Below are 25,752 nucleotides of genomic sequence, written 5' to 3'. Positions count from 1 at the left end.
AATTTATCAAAAATTTTATTAGAGTTAAGCTTATACCTCAATATCAGAAGCCTCTACCGTATCGTCCTCTACTTTTATATCAAGATGTTTGAATAATAAATCAAATTTATTGGTCACATTATCTTCAAGCTCTGTTAATCTATTATCCAATAAATTTTCAATATCAGTTTTAACTTCATTAACATCTGATTTTGTAGCATAATCATTTTTAATATCCAATATATGACCATGTAAAGTTTCAACCCTTTTCTCAACACTATCTATTGAAAATGAGGTGCTTTTAAATCCTTTATTTATCTCTTTTATTAAATCTTCCATTATTTCTATTTTCTTTTTATCTACTATAATTGTTTTCATATAAATATTTCTTTTTTCCTAAATGTTATTATTTATTATCCTGTACAATTCTGTGAACCGTGTTAATTCATCCATAGAATCAAATAAATTATGTTCAAAATTGTTCGACCTATCGGATAGTAAGACTACCAATGGGATTTTTTCTTTATTCTCCACTTCACCATAAAACTCATAACCCCATATTTCATTGGGGTTAATGAGCATATTTTTTAAAATATCTGATGTTCGAACTCCATCGACTTTTTCATCAAAATTTTGGTTACTCTTATTGGTATCTTCTAAAATTAGTTTTTCTTTAAAAACTTTGATTAAACTAAAAATAGGGTTGATTTTAGGTGCTTTTAGTGTGTTCGATTCTTTATCGTACCAAATTCCATCAGGAAAGACTAATTGTTGTAGTTTGACCTTAAATTTATAATCACAACTTGACCATATTGAAGATAAATCACTAATTAAATTAAGTGCTTTTAAGGTATTATTTTTAATTTCATCTATACCAACCCTAACATCTCCCAGTTGTTCCTTTAAATCGGTTAACTTATCATCACAATCAACAATTAATTCTTTATATAATGATTTATCCTCTGGATAAGAGTTCATATTTTTTATTGCGGAGAATCTTTCTTTTTCGGTTTTGTTTATTGAAGTTGTGATACTTCTTTTCAATAAGGTATTTGATTTATTTACAGCTTTAAAAACCTCATCTAATGTATTTTTAAGTTGAGGTATATAACTTTTATTAAATGATAATGTATCTAATAGCTCATTATATGATTTATGTACAATCTCATTTTTAATATTAACATTGCATCCTTTACTACGGCATTTATAATAAAATAATTCTTTTCTTTTGGAAGCTGGATAACCTGTTAGTTTTCTATTACATTTTGAACAAAGCAGATGTCTTCTTAATGGTAGTTGGTCAATTTCGTTTCTTTTAATTTGTTTTTTTCTTGCTCCACCTATATCATTAATAATTTTATGTTCTTTCCAAGTTATTAATTTTGGGTGGCGACCTTTTGCAACACCATTAGATTCGATTAACCTTTTGTCCTTTATATAACCAAAGTAATAAGGGTTTTTAAATGCTCTACCAAGTGCCTTGTAATGTATATCTAGTCCTCTAGATTTCATTATTTCAGCAATCGCAACATTACTATAATTGTACTCTAATTTTAATTTAAAAGCCTCCTTTAATAACTTACCTTCTTCTGTAATTATAATTTTTTGTTCTTTATTTCTACCTCTACCATTATTAATAAGTTTATAACCTCTAGGCGGTTTACGCATTGTATAACCTTGTCTAAGCTTTTCTAAGATAGTTGCATTAATAAATTTCTTTCTAGTTACATTATCTTCTTCTGCATCATAAAATGCTTCTATTTGTCTTAATCTACCTGTTTCGGTGAAAATATCATTAGGGTTATTTAAATCTATAAATCCAACCCCTCTTGCTATTATCTCATCTAAAAACTGTGCTCCAAATATTCCATCTCTTGTAAATCTATTGGAATGAAACACAACTATTGCGTATATTTTATGCTCAGTTTTATCAATATATTCAAGCATTTCATCAACCGAAGGTCTTGTAGCACCTCTTTTGCTACTTTCTCCCAGAACTTCAAAATCTTTTACAATTTTAAATTCATTATTTATACCAAATCTTTTAGCATTATTCAATTGCATTTCAGTAGAATCATTTTCTATCTGTTTCTTATCTGATACTCTACAGTATGCAATAATGTTTTTACTGTCATTTTGTTTTATGACCTTATTTGTTTCTCCTACGTAGTGTTGTATTTCTTCAAATTCTTCATTTTTTTTATTCGACATTGTTTTCTTTAATCATTAAGTATTCATACAGGATATGAGCAAATCGTTTTAGTGATTCTTTGACATATTGTTGCTCATCATCAGGTACGTTATTTTTATTTTGGATAGCCCCCATAATTATTTGTGTGTTTAATATTTGCACCAAAAAAGTGCTTATTGGTTAACACGATAAAATCTAGATAAAATTGAAATACTTGTAAATGATAAAACATAAAATACTTGTAAGAAGATTCTTCCCCCCCTTCCTTACGGGGGAAGGAGGGCGCAAACACCCTCCCTATGTCTTTGAAAATCAATTTATTGGATTGCGGTCACCTTTCTTATAAATGGGAAAAATAATTTTTCAAAAAAAGTACTTCGGATTGATTAAAAAATTTTTGGCAATTTTTCCCATGAAAAACAGGGTACTTATTTAATAATTGAAACAGAAGTAATAATAAAGGAAGAAAAGTTTTTATTAAAGAATAAGTCCATATTACTGTAAAAGTTTTGTAAACGAATAGTACACAAATAGTATATAGTTTGTAAACATTTTGTTTATAAATAAAGTTTTATTCTAAAATAAATGTTTGTTTAAAAGAACATAAACATATAATTTTGTTATAACAAAATAAGAAAAAGGAGATGCTCTAACACCTCCTTTTAATTGATGAGAATTTAAAAACTCTAATGTGATTTTTAAATTGCCGTAATATTTATTTGTTACAGCATGCCATCTACACATCTTAATGAAGAAATCTAATAAGGCTGCCTCTGGTAGCCTTATCCGTTAATGATAAATCAAAGATAATCTTTGTTGTAAGAAAGCTCACAAAAAGGTTGCAAACGTTTTCAACAAAGTTTTCAACACGGAGAGAATTAACAGTAAAAATTGTGGTTATTCAAAATTATCATAAACATATGATTACCAGATAATTAAGAAGCTTTAGAAAGATATAAACATTGTTGTTAGTAACCTCGGAAACTCTACTACCATATGACCTTTACAGATATTCTTACATACTAATTTTTTCACTTATAAAACACAATTTTTACGGTAAAACCATTGTCGGATAATATTGATTTTTTTAACATTTATTAACACTTAATTCAAATAAGTATTTAAAATTCTACGAAACATAGAACCTTAAAGTTGAAGATAAAGGTCATTGTTTAGTCGAATTCTATTAAATCTTGCTTTTCTAATACTATAATACCTTGTTCTGATTCTAATAAACTTGAGCCATTAAAATCTTTCTTTTTAGGGTATTCTAAAAGTTCTTGAGAACTCATATCATCATTCAATTGGGTGGTTATCCATTTCCATTTTATCAACTTATTATCTGTGATATACAATGATGAAGTACCTAAATCTTTAAAATCAATAACTACACTATAGAATCCTTTTTGTTTACTAGCCCCTTCACTAATAAAAAGTACACGTACGTTTTCATTTATTTGCCTAACTTGAGATTGAATTGTTTTAAAATTATTTTCTACCGAAAAATTATTTATTAATCCCTCTAAAACTCCTAATCTATCCGTATTTTTTTCTGTTTCAATCTTATTTTTAAGATTCTTTATTTTAAGACTTATAGCAGTTAGTTTTCCTTTGGTTGAGGTATAATCATTAATCAAACGCTTATCTTCTTCTAATGCTTCGTTAAGTAGTAATTTATATAACTTGTCTTCCTTTTTCTTTATTTGTTTTTGTTCTACCTCAAATGCTTCAAGTTGGTTCTCCATTTTTTTTAATGCATCACCGTTTTTTATTTGTTCTGCTAGATATTGAATATGACCAGAATAAAACATTAGTTTAATAATGAAGCTTTCAATTTTAGTTATATTAATACCTCTATTACCACAAGTTTCGTAACCTTTTCGGATGCTACTACATTTATATACATGGTCTTGTCTATATGCTCTACCTTCCTTTGGCATTCTACTTCTACCAGCATAGTTTCTACCACATTTACCACACCTTATTAAGCCTTTCAATAAATATTTATGTTCAACACGTTTACCGCTATTATTTCTATTCTTAGGTAGGTTTTTATTTACCTTTTCCCAATGATAAGGTTCTATTATAATTGGATATGGGTAAGCTTTTCTTTCTTCTTTCTTTCCTAAATACTTAATTCCTTTGTAACACTCATTTTTTATTATACCGCGTATGGTGGCACCTGCCCACTTAATGTCTTTTTTCTTAACAGTTCTTTTCTTTTTAGTGTCCTTATGAGTGAAGGTTATAGTACCATCCATTTTACTGTACCTAGTTGGTACATTCTCTTTATTTAGGATTTCGGCTATTTGAGTTGTACCAATACCTTCTAATGATAAATCATAGATTCTTTTAATAACCTCAGCTTCATTGCTATCAATAATTATATAACCCTTTTCATCTTTACTATAACCATAAGGCATAATACCTCCACGGGTTCTACCTTCTTTTAAATTACCGTGCAGTGCTTTTTTTGTAGCTACACCTTGTTCTATGCGTTTTTTAGTATTATATAGACTATCTAATGATGTTCTAAAGAATGTATCAGGGTCATTATAATCAATCAATTTATCTGCTATATAAATCGATATGTGCTTTTGCTGCACAAGGTCTACAAAGAAATGAAAGGTTAATTGATTACGTTCTAATCTATTTTGGTCACGAAACCATACAGTAGTTATTTTGCTTTTTATAATATCTTCTATAAGTTCAGAAAACTTGGGTCTATCTTCAATTTTTGCTCCACCACTTATCCCCTGTCCTTCATCATAGATTTTATAATCTTTAAATTTGTTTTTTTTAGCAAATTCTTTACCTTCTCTTTTTTGATTGTAGATACTGTTATTTGCTTCATCTTCTCTACTAAGCCGTGTATATATTGCTAACATAGTTGGTGTATTTAGTTTAAATTTAGTAATTTAAATACACCTCCACAACTTAATATATTACATTAGATATTGTATGGTGCGGACTACGAAATGGTCTTTGAGCCATAAGCCCTACATTATCTTTAATTCTACCCACTACACTATGAATTTTGGTAGTTTCCAGCGCTTCTTGTAGAGACATTGGTGGCAAAATACTAGGCAAACGCTTACTAAGCATGGTTTTACCGCTTCCAGGAGGCCCTACTAAAATGATATTATGTCCTCCTGCTGCAGCAATCTCCATACACCTTTTTATGCTTTCTTGTCCTTTTACATCTGCAAAATCAAACTCTGGATTATCCAATTCTTTGAAGAACTCTTCTCTGGTATCCACAATCGTTTGTTCCAATGTTCCTTTTCCATCAAAAAAGTCAATGACTTCTTTAATGTTTTCGACACCATATACCAGAAGATTATCTACTATCGCTGCTTCTTTGGCGTTTTGTTTAGGTAAAATAAAACCCTTAAACCCTTCTTCTCTTGCTTTGATAGCAATTGGCAATGCTCCTTTTATAGGTTGAAGACCACCATCCAGGGAAAGTTCTCCCATAATTAAGTAATCAGAAATACTTTCTCCTTTGATCTGTGAGCTGGCCGCTAGAATTCCTAGAGCCAATGTTAAATCATATGCAGATCCTTCTTTTCTAAGATCCGCAGGAGCCATATTAATCGTGATTTTCTTGCCCGGAAGTTTATACCCGTTATTCTGCAATGCTGCTGCAATCCGGAAACTACTTTCTTTAATAGCATTGTCTGGTAACCCAACCAAGTGATACCCTATTCCCTTATCTATATTAACTTCTACTGTAATTGTTGTCGCCTCAACACCAAAAACTGCACTTCCAAAGACTTTAATAAGCATATTCTCTTTTTTAATTAAAGCTGTAGCATTATCTTTCTTGTATGTAATACTACTGTCATTAGTACGTGTTTGTTATTGGATACATGTTACCTCTAAATAGATGATTTTTTTAATAAATTTTAAAAACCCTAAAAAACGACATTACTACTTCATCGTTTTAATAGTATGGAATGGATATAAATCTGTAAGTAATAGGCTATTGTAAATAGTTGCCTGAGATTAGAAATAGATAATTGGAAATAAAAAAGGAAAAAAGTGATTTCTAAAAGAAAATCTTCACTGTGGTATCATTAAAAGAATTTATTGAAACACAAAAAGTTTAATAAAGGTAACTGCAACAATCGAATAAAAAACAAATAAAACAATTTCTAAACGATATTTTTCTACAATTCTCTTTAACATGATAACGAGTTTATGTTTCTATATATAAAACAATTAATTCAAGATATACCCTATATTTCTTAAAAAAATCCCAACATGTTTATCTGTTGGGATTTAATAAAAATAAAAATTTTAATCGTAGTGGAGTTTTTTACTGACTATAGAAGTTAATAAGTATTGCCTAAGTGCTCTCACTTTTTACTCATCGTGTACAACAAACAATTTAAAGAACTACTTCCTGATGAGTAAGAAACAATTTCTCATTTAAAAACCTAAGGGTTGGTATTTTGTCTTTTGTTTCTACAAGAATCGAAATATTATTATTACTTCCTCCATAAGAAATCATTCTAACCGGTATATAATTTAATATTTCAAAAAGCTTATGGGAGTTTTTATCATTAATAACGGATTCGCCGACAACACAGATGATACTATGATTTTGCTCTACTGTTACTTCTGCATACCCTTCTATTTCCTTTACAATATCATCTATATATGTAGTATCATCTATAGTTAAAGAAATGGCAATTTCTGAGGTAGTAATCATATCAATTGAGGTATGATAATTATCAAACACTTCAAAAATTCTTCTAAGATATCCATGCGCCATCAACATCCTATTTGATTTAATCTTAATGGCGGTAATACCGTCTTTTGCAGATATTGCCTTTAAACCTTTTCTATATGTTTTATTCGAAATAATAGTACCGGAAGCTTCTGGATCAAATGTGTTTTTTAATAATACAGGAATATCCATATCAACAACAGGTGATACCGTCTGTGGATGTAAAATTTTTGCTCCAAAATAAGCTAATTCCGCTGCCTCATTATAAGTAAGATGAGATATAGGGTTTGTCCCTTCTACATATCTAGGATCGTTATTATGTAATCCGTCAATATCAGTCCAAATCTGTATCTCATTTGCATTTAATGCTGCTCCAATTATAGTGGCTGTATAATCGCTTCCTCCTCTTTTTAGTGTACTTAGCTGATTCAAATGATCCTTACAAACAAATCCTTGAGTAATATATATTTCAGAAGGATTGGTATCTAATATTTTATTAAGCTTTTCAGAAACTTTCTGAATATTAGGATTATCTACGTTATCCACATACATGAACTCCTTAGCACTAATCAACTTGTTAGCAACTCCAGTAGCATTTAAAAAGTTTGAAAAAATATAAGTCAACAATGTTTCTCCAAAAGTTAGCACTGTAGCGTTTAAAACTTCAGAGTACCCTTGATTCGATAATTCTAACATCTCAGTGATCATAGACGATATTCCATCCTTAAGGTCATTTCTTAATTCAGTATCTTCGATCAATTCATCGATAACATCTATGTGCTTATTTTCTAATTTATGTAGATTTCTGGTAATTGCTTCTGCATCCTTTAACTTGATATAGGCTACTAAATTTACTAACTGATCAGTCACTCCTGACATTGCAGAACATACCACAATTTTTTGGTCATTATCACTAATAAGAATATCTTTTACTCTGTATAAATTCACTACAGATCCAACAGACGTTCCTCCAAACTTTAAAATCTTCATTACATTATCTTTTTTAACGGTACATAATTAAACAATAGTGCATAAAGAATAAATATTTTCATGAAAAAAGTATATATTTACACAATATGTTAAATATCTAACAAAATGAAAACTATAACAGATTGTGTTCATAATATATTAAGGCATCAACCATTTTTAGAAGATGCATTATCCAGAGATATCATTAATTTTAGTTCTCTTGCTACCGACTTATTACCTCAGGTAGAAAAAGAAATGCGAAAACCTGTAAAACCAGGATCTATTGTGATGGCACTACGTAGATACCATCCCAAAAGGATTAAACACTCTGAAAATCTTGGTAGTTTAGGAGATATAGTAGTGCGATCCGGAATTACTGAATATACTTTTCTAAATTCTAATACGATTCTTACCAGTCAATCTAATCTATTAAATACTGTAAAAGATAAGACAAAAACCTATTTTACGTATTCGAGTAATTTCCAAGAAAGTAATATACTAGTATCTTCATCCTTAAAAGAAATTGTAGAAGATCATTTTAAAGATGAAACTTGTATTTCTGTGGCCGACAATTTATCCTCTATGTCGATTGCACTGCCTGATGATAGTTCTAGATCTATTGGACTATACTTTTATATTTTTAAGCTTTTGGCTTATGAAGGTATTCCGGTTTTTGAAATTATATCAACTTCTAATTATTTTACATTATTTCTGGAAAAAGAATATGTAAACGATGCTTTTTTATTGATGAACGAAATAAAAGAAAATTAAGAACAAGTATAAAAAAGCCCTGTTTCCAGGGCTTTTTACTATTCTTACTTATCGGTAATTTACCAAATATTCACTCGTTTCTCTGGAGCTAAATACATTTTATCTCCTTCTTTAATATCAAAAGCATCATAAAACGACTGAACGTTTAACAAAGGCTGTATAGCTCTTGTTGTCCCTGGAGAATGAGGGTCCGTCTTAATCTGCGTTCTTAATGCATCTTCTCTAATTTTTGTTCTCCATACGGTAGCCCAAGACATAAAGAATCGTTGCTCTGGAGTAAATCCGTCAATATCCTCCGGTCGACCATTTTCAGCTAAATGCATTTGCAATCCATCATATGCTCCCAATACTCCACCTAGATCTCCAATATTTTCTCCAAGTGTGAATTTTCCATTGATAAATACACTATCTAATACTTCTATAGCACTATATTGCTCTGCAAGTGCTCCACCTCTTTCTGTAAACTGTTTAAGATCATCATCGGTCCACCAGTTAGAAAGGTTACCTTCTGCATCAAAACGAGCACCGGAATCATCAAAAGCATGTGATATCTCATGACCTATTACAGCACCAATTCCACCGTAATTCACCGCTTCATCTGCTGTATAGTTATAAAATGGAGGTTGTAATATTGCAGCTGGGAATACAATCTCATTAAACAGTGGATTAAAATATGCGTTTACTGTTTGCGGAGACATTCCCCATTCAGTTTTATCTACAGGCTCTCCAATTTCATTTATATTTTTCTTGAATCCCCATTCTGAAACGGCCATCATGTTTTCAAAATATGAGTTTCCATCTTTTACAGCTAAAGTAGAATAATCTTCCCACTCATCCGGATATCCAATTTTTACTGTGAACTTATCCAATTTCTGAATAGCCTTGATTTTAGTACTATCACTCATCCAATCCAGTACTTCTATTCGTTTTTGGTATGCTTTGATTACATTAGCAATCATCTTCTCCGCTTTTGCTTTTGCTTCTGGTGGAAACTTGGCATCTACATATAATTGTCCGATTGCTTCTCCTACAGAACCATTAACTCTTGCTAAAGCTCTTTCTTCCATAGGCCTTTGCTTAATTGCGCCATTCAGTGTTTTGCTATAAAAATCCCAATTTGCTTTTTCGATTTCTGTAGAAAGAGCTCCTGCAGCATCATTTAATGTAGCCCAACGCATTACCGTTTTAAGATCTTCAATATTAGTTCCTGTAAGAACATTTTGTAGTTCTTTCATGTATTTAGGTTGCATCACAATTACAGAATCTAATTGCTTTTTTACACCTATATCTTTCATCAATTTATTCCAATCAATAGCCGAAGTTATTTCTGAAAGTTGTTCCATTGATCTCGGGTTATTAAAGTTTCTAGTATCTCTACTCTGAACTTTGTCTAATCGTGGTTCTGCTAACTTAGTTTCTATTACCAAAATAGTTTCTGCATTTTTACGAGCCTGTTTCTCAGTTTCTCCTATATACTGAAGCATTCTGGTAATATGATCAACATATTGACCTCTGATTTCGACAGATTTTTCATCCTTATCTAAATAATAATCACGATCTGGTAACCCTAATCCTCCGGTAGCGATATATGGAGCATTGATCTCACTGTTACTTAAGTTAGGAAAAGAAACTAATCCTGCAAATGGAGCTGAAGCTCCTATTTCTGTAGCCAAAACTGTTTGTAAGTCACTTAAATTCTTTATTCCTGCTATTTTATCCAAAGTAGGTTGTAATGGGGTCACACCTGCTTTATCTCTTGCCACAGTATCCATAATAGATTCATAAATCAATAAAGCTTTATATTGATCTGTTCCTGCAGCATATTTACCACTAGACTTTGCTTTTTCCAGAATCTCGAGTACATCATAGTCTGTCTTTTTTCTTAATACACCAAAACCTCCCCATCGAGTTCTATCTTCTGGAATTTCTGTATTTTTCATCCAACTACCATTAACATAGTTGTAAAAATCTACTTTTGGACTAATAGTAGTGTCCATGTTATCTAAAACAATACCTGGTACTTTTTCCACCTTTGCTATTGTTTCAGTTTGATTTTCACCATCTTTCTTGGCTTCATTCTTGCAACTGACAAATGCAATTATGAATGTTGCCAAAAAATACACTTTTCTCATTTTTTTAATCATTTTATTAGTAAATTAAGTTTAGTTCTTTTGAATATGACATATAAATTGAGGATTCGTTACTCATACTCAACCCGGCAAGATATATAAATTGCAAAAATGTAGGAAATTCTTTATAAAAATTTAACTTATAATGACTTAGAGAACAAACTCAAGCTACTGATTCACAATACTTAACATATGTCTAAACTTTATTGATTAACAAAACATTAAGCTTAAATCATTAAAGGAACGAGGTAATTCTATTGTATAAACTGATATTCATAACCTTAATTCAAATATTAAATTATCAATAAACTCCAAAATCTACTTTAGGAGACGAGTATCAAAACTAAAAGGTTCTATTTCGATCAGTTTTACCAAATTAAAATCAGGGTGCAAAGGATTAATAAGAAGATTTTGCTCTCTGGGTACTATAATACTAGGCACCTTTAATCCTAATTGAGTATTCTCTGATATCCAATTCATTGCAAAATGTTGAATACCTGTGGATGGAGGGATTTTATTCCAGTCCTTTGGTAATTCTTTAATATCGATTGTAGAAGTCAATTCATCCGGTAATTCTATCGTAGCGATTGCCATATTATCAGGAAAATATGCTGCTGGAAGGTGGGCCAGTACTTCGAGAATGGAAAGCGCAACAGTAGTACTAGTGTATAAAACCGCAACTCCCTTGGGATTCCATCTACCACCAACGGTTTTTGCTCCAATACCAGTTAAGTCTTTTATATACTTTTGTTTAGCAATTCTATATACCAGCATTATGCGAAAATTCCGTGCTCAATACGAACTAACTCTTCATTCAATAACTGAAATCCAAATGTAGTGTCAAGAAGTTCTTTGGGTTTTTTGGTTGCTAATGCTATATTGGGATGTTCCATCCATCGCTTGAAACGGTCTAAATCACCAAAAATATTCTCGCCTTTAGAATAAAGCTTAGCTAATTGTAGTGCTTTGGCACTTGCCTCTGTACTCAATTTTTTGTTTAATTCATAGCGTTGTATCGTGCGCTCAGACAAATGCAATACGTGTGCTAATTCACTCAGATCAAAATCGATCGTTTTTGCAAGATGTACTAATGCTCTTTTATCTATACCATTACGAGATAATTCTATAAAATCGTAAATATTATGTAAAGGAATATCCAAATTAAGATACCTCAACAAACCTTCACTTTCTAAACCATCGTAATCTAATGGGGTTACTGCGCTCATAATTCAAATGAATTTGTTACGACAAAAATACAAAAAAAAATGACAAATGACTTTATTCTTCTATAATTAAATCCAATTCTCCTCTAACCTCATCTAATCGAGCCTCCATTGACCGAATTGCAATGGTAGATAAATACCGTCCAAGAGGTAAAACCGGTTTAATAGCTAATTCTTCTTTATCTCTATCATTAGATAATAAAGACGCCGAATGCGGTGTTATCATAGTTTGCTTTAAGTTAATAATATAATCACTTTCCAATCTCTTCAAAATTTCCTGAGTATGTCCATATCGTACATTTCTTAATGTAGTTAATGGAGCTTCAAGTTGTGTACTTGTTTTGGCGATTTTACGCTCTTCTTCATTAGCTATAACTAAATGTTTAATTTTCACTTTTTCTTTTAGATCAGGAAAAGAATCATTTAATACCTTTTTTAACACCTCTTCTATGCCTCTGGATACTCTACCTCCAATATTGTCATAATATCCGGCATCCGCATATTGGTCAGACTTTAATTCATCCGTTTCTGTAATTTTTCTAACCTCACCTACCGGTGTTATATAAGGGAAACTGGCATTAATACGCATAGCCGTAGAGAGCGTGATAGAATTATTAGGATAGCTGGATTGCACATTATCCAAAAAATCATTCATCCCTGTTAATGGCCTTAAATGGGAATACCTTACCGGACTGATAATATTATAATTTCCTGTTTGTGTATGTGTTGTATTAATTAATAACAATGGTGGAATTTGCTGACTGGTATTATCTATAGTATCACTTGGAATATTTTCATAAAAAGATAAAAACTCTTTATCAAGAATATTTTGACCTTTTTGATCATAAAAATACTTTTCATGAGCCTGGATCCATTGTTCTTCCAATAGCTGTCCTCTATTTTTAAAGTTAAACAGGCTGGTAACCTCTTTAAACAAATCTCTTCCTAATAAAGAAAGTAATGCTACTGATAGGTAGTTTTCTTTATATATGATACTAGCCTTATATTTAAGATCAGGATATGCTATATCTTCATTAATCCTGAAATTAGACTTTTTATTATCAAGACTGGTATTTCTCGCTTCTGCAAAAAACATAGAATTGCCTACACTACCGCCCGAAGCACCTGTTAATGAAAGTAAATTTTCTTCGAAATAAGCTCCATTAGACTTTTCATACAAATAACTATGTACCAAAAATGACCAAAGCCCGGCTCTCGATCCTCCTCCTTCTGCAGAAACCATTATAATAGGAAAAGCTTTGTCATTATTTTTAATAATCTCCTCCCTACTCTTTAACCAATGATAAATATAAGTGTCTAATGGTGGCCTAAGGACCGTAGTTTCTTTTAAGTTAAGCTGATAATGATCCGATGTATCAGAAAAAAATCTAGCAGAAAAAACACAGAACACGGTAACAATAGAAAGAAGCGGGAGCTTAATCTTTTTTCCCATTAAAATTAATACGAAACAAATCATAAAAAGGCTTAGCAGAGAAAGAATCAAGATAGATAAGGGATTTACTCCACTCGCCAGATTAGGATAGAAATTCAGAATTAAAAATGTAGCTAACAGTATAAACCCAGATGATATAATCATTCCATAAAACAGTTTCTTAGGAAAACCATTAAGAAATCTGTAGCTGTTAAATGATAAGGTAGAAAACAACAGTGCCAAAGCACAATTAGAAAGAAATAGATTACCTAAATCTTTCTCAGCTTGTGTATTTAAGGTTCCTAATGATATAATTAAAAGCACTAATCCAATGGATACACCAAAAAAAACAATCGTTGTTTTAGAACTTTGATTAAGAAAACCTTTTAGTACTTTATAAAGTTTAGGTTCAGATAATAACAACAATAAAAATATAACCAGTATTAAAGAATTTGTTGGATCTAGAAACTTTGTATAGGTGTTTTCTAACCCAAATAACTCCATTGCATTAAGAATACTAAGTGCTGATATTACTAATAATAAGATAGCCAGAATTCTTGGCAGTGTTTTTCTCATATGAATTCTCGTCATATAGGGATAACTGGCGGATTCACTTCTATCCTGAAATTTATAATGTTGATTAGGAATAAAACCTATAAGATTAGAAAGAGAAATATCTTTATAATTATGAAAATAAAAGTATTTAGGAGCATTCCATATTAAGAAGGCAGCGATTATAAGTAAACTAAAATATAAAGGAACTTCTAATAAAAAAGTATCCGCCTGATTAAGAATCAACAATAGATCTACCGTTTGAGGAAAATGCCATAGTGCCAGATAAACAGCCCCAATAAAAAAAATACTAATCATATTATTAGTTAATTCTCTTAAAAGGTTTTTAAACCAAACACTGAATCCTTGGAAAAATAATAATAGTTTGATGATCATTATAATCAAATTTAGAGCTAAATATCCTTAAATCATTATTCAATCTAAAAATAACAACTAAAAAAATAGATCATTGCTATTTTCTATGGTTTGAACCAAAAAAGCAATAAACTAATAATCAATATGTTAATGAAAATATAAAATTTAACATTTGTCTAAACACCTGTATTTATAGGTCTGACGAGGTTTTTTGAAAAATTAATGTTATAAAAATCAATATTTAAACTAAAAAAATACGGTTTTAACATAAAAAAAATGTATCTTGTCGTTGATTATGTGTTTTACAACGATAAAAACACTCTTAACGTAAGATAATACTTACTTTTTTAATTACAGTTTAACCCAAAAACTGAACCTTATGAAAAAACTATTACCCCTATTAACATTACTTTTTGCAAGTGTAACATTTGCAAACGTAAAAATCGACATTTCTTATAAATTAATGTCTGTGACCGAGAATACCGTAATTAACGGATTAGATGAAAATACTGAAGAAGGCGTAATTTTTATAACAGAAAGTTTACATATTGAGAACGGAGTTCGTATTAAGATTAGAAATGCTTGTTTAATCATCTTAGGAGATATTTCTGGAAATGGAATTCTGGATGTAGATGAAACAGCAACCGTTACTTTAGAAGGAGAGAAAAAAGGAAGAGTTACCTTTATCGATAGATTTCTAGCAGACTCAACTTGCCAGCAAGATACTGGAAATAAAATTTTTAAACATGTAAGAGAAATACCAACTGGTACTAAATATAGCCTTTATACACTTTCTGGAAGATTGTTAGATAGTGGTATAATTGATGAATACATTCATAATTATGTGGATCCTAAAACATATCTTATTAAAGTAGAAGGGTATAAACTAAGAAAAATAGTTTTTAAAAATTAAATCAATCATAAAAAGTAAGGTTTTATGATAGCACGGCAGTAATTGCCGTGCTTTTTTTATACTACACTTCAAACTTCTTTTTTGTGCAATCTAAAATTTAGGTTTCTTCCAAACAAAGCAATATTTTTGAAACAAAATAATTGCATATGATTTCTGTATCGACGGCGTTATCCATAATTTCAAAAATATCCTATAGCCCAACCATCAAAACTGTAGCGTTAAAAGATGCAAACGGATTACTTCTTGGTGAGGATATCATCTCTCACATTCACATGCCTCCCTTTAGACAATCTGCAATGGATGGCTATGCATTATTACTTCATGATAAAAATTCTTATCAGATTATCGGTGAAGTAAAAGCAGGAGATGCAGATAATTACTCCTTAGAACCAGGACAAGGTGTTCGTATTTTTACCGGAGCCAGAGTTCCGGATAATGCAAATACCGTAGTAATTCAGGAAAAAGTAAATAGATCAGAAAACACCATAACCATTGATAGCGAAATACATCCAAATCAAAATATTAGAGCGGTAGGAGAACAAATAAAAAAAGGAGACACTGCGTTAACCAAAGGAACAAAATTAACTCCTGCTGGCATTGGGTTTCTGGCCGGATTAGGAGTAACTAACGTAAAGGTTAACGTTCCTCCTCGTGTCGCAATTATTACTACTGGTAATGAACTCATCACTCCTGGAGAAAAACTTACCAAAGGAAAGATTTATGAAAGTAATTCTATACAATTAGAGACTGTACTACAACAATTACATATCAAACAGATTACTAATTATATCGTACAGGATGAGTATGAAAGTACTAAAGAAACCATACGGCAAGCTATAGAAAATAATGATCTGGTATTAATCAGTGGTGGTATTTCTGTGGGAGATTATGATTTTGTAAAAGAAGCTTTATCAGAACTACATACCGAAGAATTATTTTATAAGATTAAACAAAAACCAGGAAAACCATTGTTTTTTGGCACTAATAATAAAACTATGATTTTTGCCTTACCTGGTAATCCTGCTTCTTCACTTACTTGTTTTTATATCTATGTGCTGCCAATTATCCAAAAAATGATGGGAATTACTACAATAGGCCTTAGCAGAACCACAAAACTTATAGCTAAAGACTTCGTTAAGAAGGGAGATAGAGCACAGTTTCTTAAAGCAAAAGTATCTGGCGAAACCGTAGAAATTCTGGAAGGTCAAAGTTCAGCCATGTTATATACCTATGCCATTGCCAATGCATTGGTGTATATCCCAGAACATGTAGGTAGTATTGAAAAGGGAAATGCAGCTGAAACTATTTTATTACCTCAGTAACTTTTTCTCTTTTTCAAAAAGAATACAGCATTAATTTCTGTTTAAATCATTACGCTCTTTTATTTTTGAAGAAATCATAAAAATTTCTGAAAGAGTTTATTCTTTACTTTTTTCGTTATATCTTGCAAGAAACAACGCTTTCATGTATCATATAAAAAGTAGAATCTGGATAGAAGGAGAAGAAGGGGTTTTTCTTGGAGAAGGACGAATTAAAGTTTTGAAGGCAATTATGATAGAAGGCTCTCTTTCTAAAGCTGCTAAATCTCTGGGAATGTCATATAAAAAAGCTTGGAATTTAGTTGATTCTATTAACAAAAATGCCTCAACTCCTGTAATTATTACTAATACTGGTGGTAGCGGTGGCGGTGGAACAGAAATCACAGCGTACGGAATAAAAATGATTACTGCTTTCGAAAACATTAATAAAAACTGTTGGGATTTTCTGGATCAACAACTAAAAGAGCTACAGCTATGACTTTAGGAAAAGATCAGGATATAACGGGAATTATACTCGCTGGTGGAAAAAGCAGCCGAATGGGTCAGGATAAAGGGTTGAAACTTCATAATGGAAAGCCTTTTATACAACATATCATACAGGCAATAGAGACGATTACTAATAAAATTCTAATTATTACGGGTAGTGCCGACTACCAAACATTTGGCTATCCCTGCGTTCCTGACATTATTCCTGATCAAGGTCCTGTCGGCGGTATTTATACTGGTCTAAAGCATACTAAAACAACACAGAATTTAGTTCTGAGTTGCGATGTCCCTTTTGTTAAATCTCTTGTTCTTAATAATCTTATTTCCGAATATGAGCCCAATTATGATGTCATAACCTATGAAGATATCCCTCTTATTACCTTATATGATAAGTCGGCAGAAAGAACCTTTTTCGAAAGTATTCAAAAGCGACGTCTTAGTCTCAGAAAGACGCTTTCGGCATTAAAAGTAAAAAGTATACCTATTGAAGAAAGTATAGCTCCATACGTAAAAAACATTAATACACATCAGCAGTACAAAGAAGCAAGTCAATGGAATTGAAAGTTTTATATTTCGGCATGATTGCAGAAGCTACAGGTCGTAAGGAAGAAGTTATTTTATTGCAGTCCGGCAGTACTATAGATCAACTAGAAAACCTGTTAAAAGATAAATATGAAAATTTGCAGCATTTGTCATTTAAAGTAGCAATTGACAAAGAAATTTCGGCAAATGACACCTTGCTCAATCCTCATAACGAAATAGCATTATTACCACCTTTTTCTGGCGGTTAAAAAAATAAAACAATGAATAAAAGAAAAACAGTTTTTATAGAAGGTCCCATTACCCCTTCTTTTATAGCGAATTCTATAGAGAAACATCAGACCAAAACTACGATTGGTGCTCACGATATATTTTTAGGCCAAGTACGAGCAGATGAAATCGATGGTAAAATTGTTCAGGCAATTGAATATTCGGCTTATACTGAAATGGCAGAAAATAAATTTCATGAAATTCGCGAAGCTACTTTTAGCAAATATGATCTTACCTGTATGCATATATATCATAGCTTAGGTAAAGTAAAAACTGGTGAAATTTGTCTTTTCGTATTCGTTTCTGCTCCACATAGAAAAGTTGCTTTTGAAGCATTAGAATTTTTAGTGGAAGAAATAAAAAAAGACGTGCCTGTATTCGGAAAAGAAGTTTTTGAAGATGAAACACACGTTTGGAAAGTAAACAAAGTCTAATATATTTAGAAGTGGAATTGTTAAAAAAGTTTAACTGTAAATTAATAAAGGGTAATACCTAAAAACAACATGTATATCTTTTCATTTGAAAAACTTAATAGTTGGAAGGAATTAGGTTTTATTGATGACACAGTATTTAATGAAGTTAGAAAACGAATAGAAAAATTAGCAAACATGCTAAATGCATTGAAAAAATCACAATTGCAATCCCAATAAACGATTAAACAAAAAAACGAGTAAACAAAAAACAATTGAACGATTAAACATTATAATGGTAGACATTACACATAAAAATAATACTCTTCGTACAGCAGTAGCGCAAGCGATCGTTAAGGTTGGAAGCACAGAAACCATCGAAGCTATTGTATCCAAAAACATCCCAAAAGGTGATGTTTTTGAAATGGCAAAAACTGCTGGATTATTTGCTGTAAAAAGAACCAGTGATATGATTCCAGATTGCCATCCATTGCCTATTGAATATACAGCCATAGATTATAAAATCAATAATCTCGAAATCACAATTGAGATGACCGTAAAAACAATCTATAAAACTGGTGTAGAAGTTGAAGCAATGCATGGTGCATCAGTTGTTGCACTAACAATGTATGATATGCTTAAACCTGTAGATAAGAACGTAGAAATACAACATATCAAACTACTACGTAAACAAGGTGGTAAATCCAGTTATAAGGATAGCGGAGAACCTTTTACTGCAGGAGTAATAGTCTGTTCGGATTCTATAGCAGCAGGTCATAAAGAAGATAAAGCAGGTAAAGCTATCATAACTAAGCTGGAAGAATGTGGAGTTACTATCAACACCTATACAATTATTCCAGATGAAACAGATCAGATCCAACAGCAAGTAAAACAATTAGAAAAAGCTGGTAATGATCTCATAATTTTTACTGGTGGTACAGGATTATCGCCTCGTGATGTAACACCAGAAGCTATTTTACCTTTAATCGAACGTCGCATTCCAGGGATCGAAGAAGCCATTCGTAATTATGGACAGAATCGTATGCCATATGCCATGCTCTCCAGAAGTGTAGCCGGAGTGATTGGAGAATCAGTAGTGCTCGCTTTGCCAGGTTCTACTAATGGTGCCAGAGAATCCATGGAAGCAGTTTTTCCAGCTGTACTACACACCTTCAGAATTCTGAAAGGTGCAAAACACGATGGAAACTAAAAACAATTATGTAAACATAAAAAAACAGCGCATGCTCACAGATAATTTTGGTCGTAAACACACGTATCTTAGGATTTCATTGACAGAAAAATGTAATCTTAGATGTACGTATTGCATGCCTGCTAACGGGATTCCTCTAAGTCCAAAATCACATCTGATGTCTGCAGATGAAATCTATACGATTGCCAAAGAATTTGTAGGATTTGGGGTTAACAAAATCAGATTAACTGGTGGGGAACCAATGGTAAGAAAAGATTTCCCTTTGATATTAGAAAAGCTAGCTAGTTTACCTGTCGAATTAGGAATTACAACCAATGGAGTATTAGCAGACCGTTTTATCCCACTCTTGAAAGATAATGGAGTAAAGACAATTACAATCAGTATAGATTCACTTCACAAAGATAAGTTTGAGAAAATTACACGCCGTAATGAATTCGAAAAAGTTTGGAGTACGATACAGCTTTTTCAAAAAGAAGGTTTTAAAGTCAAACTAAATATCGTTTTAATAAAAAACTTTAATGAGGATGAAATTATTGATTTCATTAATCTGACCAAAGATCGAAATCTTGTCATTCGTTTTATAGAATTTATGCCATTTGATGGAAATCAATGGAATATGGATAAACTTGTAACACAACAAGAAATCTTAGATAAGGTAAATTATACTTTTCCGTTACAACTAAAACGATTAGACGACGCTCCTAATGATACTTCTAGAAACTATAAAATTACTGGATATATTGGTAGTTTTGCAATTATTAGCTCTGTTACCAATCCTTTTTGTGACACCTGTAATCGTATCCGTATCACGGCTGATGGTAAATTAAAAAATTGCTTGTTCTCCGGTAAGGAATTCTCATTATTAAAACCACTAAGAGCCGGACAACCTATATTTCCTGTTATACAATCTGCATTAGAACATAAGTTTGCTACCAGAGGAGGAATGGATACTCCCGAAAAATTAAAAAACCCTGAATTACATTCTAAAAACAGGAGTATGACTAGTATCGGTGGTTAATTTCTGAATATTCTTTTAGCATACATTTCCAAAAAACCATTATATTTAGACTTATATCCCAATAAGGCCCCAAAATAACCTTATCTGAAGATTAACTAACGTAAGATCTTAGTACAAAAAATAATCTATGAATAGAAAATCATGGTTAAAATCTGAAGCTGCTACATACACACTATATGGAGTATTATTTGGATGTATGTTTCCTATTTTGGCTACTAGTATAGATATTTCCAAATTAGGATTAGATTTTTCGTGGGACTCTGTCATGCTCGTACAAAAACAATATCCAATTCATTACATTATTGATACCGCTCCCATATTTCTTGGTCTGTTTGCTATGTTTGGAGGACGTAACCTGGACAAACTCAAAGAGAGGAACAAGCAAATCCTACAAGCTTCAAAATTTAAACAGGATTTCTTGGCTAATATGAGTCACGAAATTAGAACACCTATGGTGGGTGTAATAGGTATGATTGATTTGCTTTTTAAAAATACGGAGTTAAATGATTTACAAAAAGAGTATGTAACCACAATTCATCAATCTTCACAGAACTTATTAGATATTTTAAATCAAATTCTTGATTTATCTAAGATCGAGGCGGGAAAGTTTACGCTATCGCCCAAAGGAATTAATCTTAAAAAATTGATCAATCAAAATGTAGATCTATTTCTTGCGAATAGTAAAGCAAAAGGAATTGATCTGATTTCTGAATATCCTGATACGCTGCCAGAACATATTTATGCAGATGATAACAGGTTGACACAAATATTATCCAATCTTATCGGTAATGCCATCAAATTTACCAATGAGGGTACCATTACCATAAAATCATCTTTAGTTTCCAAAAAAAATGAAGAGCTAACCATTAAAATAGAAGTGATTGATTCTGGAATTGGTATTAGCAAACAAGATCAGGAATCCCTTTTTAATCGATTTAGTCAAGTACATAACGATGCTATTCTAATTGGAGAAGGAAGTGGACTAGGACTTACTATCAGTAAAAAGTTAGTGGATTTAATGAATGGAAAATTAGGTGTAAATAGTGAAGTAGGAAAAGGAAGTAATTTTTGGTTTACTTTCAAAACTAAAATATCTGAAGCTGTCGCACCAACAATTGATAAGGTTTTTGATAAAAGTAGAGATCAAAAGTTTGATCTTCATGTTTTATTGGTAGAAGATTCTGACACAAACATCCTTGTTTCTAAGCAAATCCTTAAATATCTGGGCTGCACAGCTGATGTTGCCAAAAACGGGAGAAAGGCTGTAGAAATGTTTGAAGAAGATGTCTATGACCTTATTTTGATGGATATAAATCTTCCGGAATTAGATGGTGTAGAAACCTGTAAATTGATACGTAAAGGCTATAAAAAAGTACCTCCTGTTATTGCAATTACCTCTAATGCCTTACCTGGTGATGCAGAACGATTTATTGCAAAAGGACTGGATGATTATATAACCAAACCTTTTACTACAGAAATACTTAATATAAAACTTAGAAATTGGTTTGGTGATCACAGTGGATATCATTGACATTAAAAAAACCTTTCTTCAGTATAAAAGAAAACACATATTACAAACACAATCGTTTTAAAACATCTTATTAAGGAAACATAATATTTCTTTATAAAGAACAAAAAGACTACCATATTAGTTCATTTTTAACTATTGTATTCTAAAAATCATCTGTAATTTTAGTATCTTGTATAATCGACATTCTACCTCAAAAATTAAAGAATGCAATTATTAACTGAATGAATCTGATATGGACAAAAAAAGTATTTTTTTACGTAAAAATGGTATCACATTTTTATTCTGTATATTTCTAATTATTGGATACTCCAATAATCTGCAAGCATTTAGCTTTTTTCAAGACACCGATATCCAGAATGGTGTAAATTATGATGAATATAAAGGAATTGTAGTAGATATAGTCTCTAATGACCCATTAGTATCTGCAACAATTTTATTGAATGGAACCAACATCTCGACGATCACCAATAGCGAAGGTGAGTTTTTGTTAAAAGTGCCGAAAACTGCTGCAGATGATAAAATCACTGTGTCTTTTCTGGGATACAAAGATCAAGTGGTTTCACTTTCTTCGTTAAAAGGTAATAAAACAAAAATTAAATTAAGTGCAACGATAACAGAACTATCAGAAGTAAATATCGATCCCACCGACCCAGAAGCTCTTATCAAAGCCGTTATGAAACGACGTGGTGCAAACTACCAAAATGATAATACCATCATGACCGCTTTTTATCGCGAAACTATAAAAAGAAGGAGAACTTACGTATCACTTTCTGAGGCCGTAGTTGATGTATATAAAAAGCCTTATGTTTCTGGTAAAACTGATATTATTAAGTTATACAAAGCTAGAAAAAGTGCGGATTATAAAAAGTTGGATACACTGACTTTAAAGCTTCAAGGAGGACCATCAAGTACATTATTTATTGATGTGATGAAAAACCCCGATCTTCTTTTCACAGAAGATATTTTAAAAATATATGAGTTTAGTATTGATAAATCCACTAAAATTAATGATCGATATATTTACGTTCTTAATTTTAAGCAACGTCCCAATATAAAAGATCTTTATTATTATGGAAAATTATATATCGATTCTGAAACATTGGCATTAACAAAAGCGGTTTTTAGTTTAAATCTAGAAGACAGAGATAAGGCCAGTAGATTATTTGTTAGGAAAAAACCAACTAGAGCCAAAGTATATCCTACCGTGGCTACCTATAATATGAATTATAGAGAATCAAATGGTAAATGGTACTATGGTTATGGAAAAATTGATTTGGTTTTTAAAGTAAATTGGAAAAAGAAATTATTTAATTCTACTTACAAGTTAAATATCGAAATGGCTATCACCGATTGGAAAAAGAACCCAAATAACGAAAATGTAAGACCAAAGGATCGTTTGAAATCCTCTGTCGTTATTAGTGATGAGGCTTCAGGGTTTTCTGATCCAGAATTTTGGGGAGAATACAATGTAATAGAACCTGATAAACCTATAGAATCTGCGATTCGCAAAATAAAGAAACAATTACGAAAATTGAATTAATCATATTTCAATAAAATTCGAAAAAACAGGTGCTACGAAAAGCACCTGTTTTTTTGTTGTTAATAATAACTACTTACCGCTAATTTATTACATTTACATCTCAAAAAAACAAGGGGTTGTAACATCTTTTCTTATAAAAAGTCTTTATAGATTATATATTAATAATTATCACATGAATCGCATTTTGTGTATTGTATTTTCGCTCATCATATCCACTACGCTATTTGCTCAGAAAAATCTATCGCTGGAAAAGGCACAAGAAGATTTTAAAATATTTGAAAACGTATTAAAAAAAGGACATCCTTCACTTTATGAATATATTAGTGAAAGTGATCTGGATTCTGTTTTAGGTGTTACCAAAGAATCAATAACAGAAGAGATTTCTGATATCGAATTATTTAAGAAAATGCAAGAGGTTACTGACCAGATTAGAGATGGGCATCTGTTACTTTTTGCACCTAATACACTTAATACTACGCAGTATTATTTTCCGCTGATTATGAAGATCATACAAGCAGAATTTTATATAGATACGGATGATTTTGGGATACCTATAGGTTCGAAAATTATCAAAATACAAGGTAAATCTACAGTACAAATTCTGGAAGCTCTAAAAAAATACACTCCTACTGATGGCTATAATCTTACCAGAAAATACAGAGATATCGAACTAAAATTCGGCCTGTTTTATACGTATGAGTATGGTCTACAAAAAGAATATACCATTGATTATATAGAACCAGATGGTACGGAGAAAACAATCACACTGGCAGCAGAATCTTTCGTCAATGCAAAACACCGAAATATTAACCGAAACTCTTATTTTTCAAAATATCATCAGGAAAGAGATAAAGTAGCTTTTTTTTCAAAACATATCAATACGAAAGAACCCTTTGTATACTATAAAAAAGATCTTAAAACTGCGGTTTTGGTTGTCAACTCTTTTGGAGTAGATATTAGAGCATTTAAAGCTCGTTTGATTAAACTCTTTAAGGAAATTAATAAAAAGAAAATAAAGCATCTCATTATTGATATACGAAACAACGACGGTGGTTTTAGACCTAATTCTGTACATCTTTTTTCTTTTGTTACTAACAAATTATATAAACAAAGAACCAGTGCTTTTGTTTCATCACTAGAAGTTCCAGAACGAAAATATGTGACCAGAACATATGGCGAGAAAGAGTTTTTAAAAGATAAGTTCTACAATCATCCCAAATATGATGGATGGAAACTGGATTTTGATGATTTAGAAACCATGATGGTTCCCAATAGAGATAGATTTCATGGTAAAGTGTATGTATTAGCTGATGGAACAACTTTTTCTGCAGGTTCTGCCTTAGCATTATTAGCTAAAAACGATCCAGATATTCTTTTGGTAGGAGAAGAAACTGGTGGTGGTTATTATTTTCATACAGGTCAATTTCCAGTCTATTATGAGTTACCTGGTAGTAAGATTATTATGGTAATGTCTATGGAAAAAATAACACATTATGTTAAAGACAAAACCGTTTCCAAAGGCTCTGGTGTTATTCCGGATCGCACAGTACTGCTTTCTGTAGAAGATCTGATGCAAGGAAAAGATAGTCAGCTGGATTATATTCTAAAATTGATCAAAGGATAGAAACTATCCCAGAGCATCTAACATTTGCTCATAATCATATTGTAGATCTTCGTGCAGAGTAGTTATGTTTTTTTTAATACTAGCTATTTGACGTTCATAAATCCCTAGCAATACGTTGTTATTTCTAATAGAAGGACGCATATTTTTTAATTCTGAACAGAAATGAAGTAATATTTCTACCTCTGTTTCTTTTTTGCCAGAATATCGGATATACTTTTTACTGATACGTAGAATTTTACGAACACTTTTTTTTATGTAGTAATAACTACTGGTATTAATAAGACCGAACTCTTTGGTAATTTCTTGTCGTACTTCTGCTATATAATGGTCTTCATCAGATGCTTCGTAAAGCAAGTAGGTAAGTAATTCTTTATTTTCCTTTTTGAACTTAGATAATCGTAAACAAAGTGTTACCAATTCCTGTTGAGAACAATTGTTTAGTTCTAGTTTTAATTCTCTTACTGTAGCTGCTTTCATCGCAATGTAACAAGTTAATTGTGTATTGCGAACTTAGGGATAAATATTAAAAAGATAT

General features: G+C 31.4%; 23 protein-coding genes and 1 pseudogene. 13 read left to right on the top strand and 11 right to left on the bottom strand.

Going from position 1 to position 25,752, the window contains the following annotated elements:
* Nucleotides 1-30: 30 nt before the first annotated feature.
* The 6 genes and pseudogenes from Q0910_RS23415 to Q0910_RS23390 all read right to left on the bottom strand — a co-directional run bounded on the left by Q0910_RS23415 (nt 31) and on the right by Q0910_RS23390 (nt 7,895).
* Nucleotides 31-357 (bottom strand): hypothetical protein, encoded by a 327-nt coding sequence (locus tag Q0910_RS23415; protein WP_299222193.1) that lies wholly within the window; start codon nt 355-357, stop codon nt 31-33.
* 18 nt (nt 358-375) lie between these two features.
* On the bottom strand, nt 376-2,190 hold the full coding sequence (locus tag Q0910_RS23410) for a recombinase family protein (protein ID WP_299222191.1): 1,815 nt from the start codon (nt 2,188-2,190) through the stop codon (nt 376-378).
* Nucleotides 2,180-2,305, bottom strand: a complete 126-nt coding sequence (locus tag Q0910_RS23405; RefSeq protein WP_299222189.1) for a hypothetical protein — start codon at nt 2,303-2,305, stop codon at nt 2,180-2,182. The genes Q0910_RS23410 and Q0910_RS23405 overlap by 11 nt, the downstream gene beginning before the upstream one ends.
* A 1,037-nt stretch (nt 2,306-3,342) precedes the next feature.
* Nucleotides 3,343-5,058 (bottom strand): recombinase family protein, encoded by a 1,716-nt coding sequence (locus tag Q0910_RS23400; protein WP_299222187.1) that lies wholly within the window; start codon nt 5,056-5,058, stop codon nt 3,343-3,345.
* Between the two features lie 58 nt (nt 5,059-5,116).
* Nucleotides 5,117-5,959 (bottom strand): annotated as a pseudogene (locus tag Q0910_RS23395) (magnesium chelatase domain-containing protein); the annotation flags it as partial.
* 604 nt (nt 5,960-6,563) lie between these two features.
* Nucleotides 6,564-7,895, bottom strand: a complete 1,332-nt coding sequence (locus Q0910_RS23390; RefSeq protein WP_299222185.1) for an aspartate kinase — start codon at nt 7,893-7,895, stop codon at nt 6,564-6,566.
* Nucleotides 7,896-8,000: 105 nt separating this feature from the next.
* On the opposite strand from Q0910_RS23390, the gene Q0910_RS23385 reads away from it, so the two are divergent.
* On the top strand, nt 8,001-8,645 hold the full coding sequence (locus tag Q0910_RS23385; RefSeq protein WP_299222183.1) for a hypothetical protein: 645 nt from the start codon (nt 8,001-8,003) through the stop codon (nt 8,643-8,645).
* A 59-nt stretch (nt 8,646-8,704) separates the two neighbouring features.
* On the opposite strand, the gene Q0910_RS23380 is transcribed toward Q0910_RS23385, so the two are convergent.
* From Q0910_RS23380 to Q0910_RS23365, 4 genes are all read right to left on the bottom strand, one after another.
* On the bottom strand, nt 8,705-10,777 hold the full coding sequence (locus tag Q0910_RS23380) for a M13 family metallopeptidase (RefSeq protein WP_299222181.1): 2,073 nt from the start codon (nt 10,775-10,777) through the stop codon (nt 8,705-8,707).
* Between the two features lie 315 nt (nt 10,778-11,092).
* A complete protein-coding gene (locus Q0910_RS23375) occupies nt 11,093-11,548 on the bottom strand; it encodes an RES family NAD+ phosphorylase (RefSeq protein WP_299222179.1) in 456 nt (151 codons plus the stop codon).
* Nucleotides 11,548-12,000, bottom strand: a complete 453-nt coding sequence (locus tag Q0910_RS23370; protein WP_299222177.1) for an antitoxin Xre/MbcA/ParS toxin-binding domain-containing protein — start codon at nt 11,998-12,000, stop codon at nt 11,548-11,550. Before Q0910_RS23370 ends, Q0910_RS23375 begins: the two co-directional genes overlap by 1 nt.
* Before the next feature lie 52 nt (nt 12,001-12,052).
* Nucleotides 12,053-14,377 carry a hypothetical protein gene (locus Q0910_RS23365; protein WP_299222175.1) on the bottom strand — a complete coding sequence of 775 codons (2,325 nt, stop codon included), beginning with the start codon at nt 14,375-14,377 and terminating at the stop codon, nt 12,053-12,055.
* Nucleotides 14,378-14,735: 358 nt separating this feature from the next.
* Between Q0910_RS23365 and Q0910_RS23360 the strand changes: the two genes are divergently transcribed.
* From Q0910_RS23360 to Q0910_RS23305, 12 genes are all read left to right on the top strand, one after another.
* Nucleotides 14,736-15,269: a hypothetical protein gene (locus tag Q0910_RS23360; RefSeq protein WP_299222173.1), complete on the top strand. Its 534-nt coding sequence runs from the start codon at nt 14,736-14,738 to the stop codon at nt 15,267-15,269.
* Between the two features lie 146 nt (nt 15,270-15,415).
* On the top strand, nt 15,416-16,591 hold the full coding sequence (glp, locus tag Q0910_RS23355) for a gephyrin-like molybdotransferase Glp (protein WP_299222171.1): 1,176 nt from the start codon (nt 15,416-15,418) through the stop codon (nt 16,589-16,591).
* 142 nt (nt 16,592-16,733) lie between these two features.
* A complete protein-coding gene (locus Q0910_RS23350) occupies nt 16,734-17,066 on the top strand; it encodes a LysR family transcriptional regulator (protein WP_299222169.1) in 333 nt (110 codons plus the stop codon).
* Entirely contained in the window at nt 17,063-17,635 is a 573-nt protein-coding gene (locus Q0910_RS23345; RefSeq protein WP_299222167.1) for a molybdenum cofactor guanylyltransferase, read from the top strand. Before Q0910_RS23350 ends, Q0910_RS23345 begins: the two co-directional genes overlap by 4 nt.
* Nucleotides 17,626-17,865, top strand: coding sequence for a MoaD/ThiS family protein (locus tag Q0910_RS23340; protein ID WP_299222165.1), 240 nt, complete (start codon nt 17,626-17,628; stop codon nt 17,863-17,865). The genes Q0910_RS23345 and Q0910_RS23340 overlap by 10 nt, the downstream gene beginning before the upstream one ends.
* Before the next feature lie 12 nt (nt 17,866-17,877).
* Nucleotides 17,878-18,318, top strand: a complete 441-nt coding sequence (locus Q0910_RS23335; RefSeq protein ID WP_299222164.1) for a molybdenum cofactor biosynthesis protein MoaE — start codon at nt 17,878-17,880, stop codon at nt 18,316-18,318.
* A gap of 69 nt (nt 18,319-18,387) precedes the next feature.
* Nucleotides 18,388-18,534, top strand: coding sequence for a hypothetical protein (locus Q0910_RS23330; RefSeq protein ID WP_299222162.1), 147 nt, complete (start codon nt 18,388-18,390; stop codon nt 18,532-18,534).
* 55 nt (nt 18,535-18,589) lie between these two features.
* Nucleotides 18,590-19,504, top strand: coding sequence for a bifunctional molybdenum cofactor biosynthesis protein MoaC/MoaB (moaCB, locus tag Q0910_RS23325; protein WP_299222160.1), 915 nt, complete (start codon nt 18,590-18,592; stop codon nt 19,502-19,504).
* Nucleotides 19,494-20,522, top strand: coding sequence for a GTP 3',8-cyclase MoaA (gene moaA / locus Q0910_RS23320; RefSeq protein ID WP_299222159.1), 1,029 nt, complete (start codon nt 19,494-19,496; stop codon nt 20,520-20,522). Before moaCB ends, moaA begins: the two co-directional genes overlap by 11 nt.
* 127 nt (nt 20,523-20,649) lie before the next feature.
* Nucleotides 20,650-22,053: an ATP-binding protein gene (locus Q0910_RS23315; protein WP_299222157.1), complete on the top strand. Its 1,404-nt coding sequence runs from the start codon at nt 20,650-20,652 to the stop codon at nt 22,051-22,053.
* A gap of 232 nt (nt 22,054-22,285) precedes the next feature.
* Nucleotides 22,286-23,593, top strand: a complete 1,308-nt coding sequence (locus Q0910_RS23310; RefSeq protein ID WP_299222155.1) for a carboxypeptidase-like regulatory domain-containing protein — start codon at nt 22,286-22,288, stop codon at nt 23,591-23,593.
* 172 nt (nt 23,594-23,765) lie between these two features.
* Nucleotides 23,766-25,217 (top strand): S41 family peptidase, encoded by a 1,452-nt coding sequence (locus Q0910_RS23305; protein ID WP_299222153.1) that lies wholly within the window; start codon nt 23,766-23,768, stop codon nt 25,215-25,217.
* 3 nt (nt 25,218-25,220) lie between these two features.
* Here the strand turns inward: Q0910_RS23305 and Q0910_RS23300 are convergent, their stop codons facing one another.
* Nucleotides 25,221-25,694, bottom strand: a complete 474-nt coding sequence (locus tag Q0910_RS23300; protein ID WP_299222151.1) for a hypothetical protein — start codon at nt 25,692-25,694, stop codon at nt 25,221-25,223.
* Nucleotides 25,695-25,752 lie beyond the last annotated feature (58 nt).

Source organism: uncultured Aquimarina sp., from assembly GCF_947495315.1.
Classification (GTDB): domain Bacteria; phylum Bacteroidota; class Bacteroidia; order Flavobacteriales; family Flavobacteriaceae; genus Aquimarina.
The sequence above is the reverse complement of the archived record's forward strand: the minus strand, read 5'-3'. Positions and strand labels throughout refer to the sequence as shown.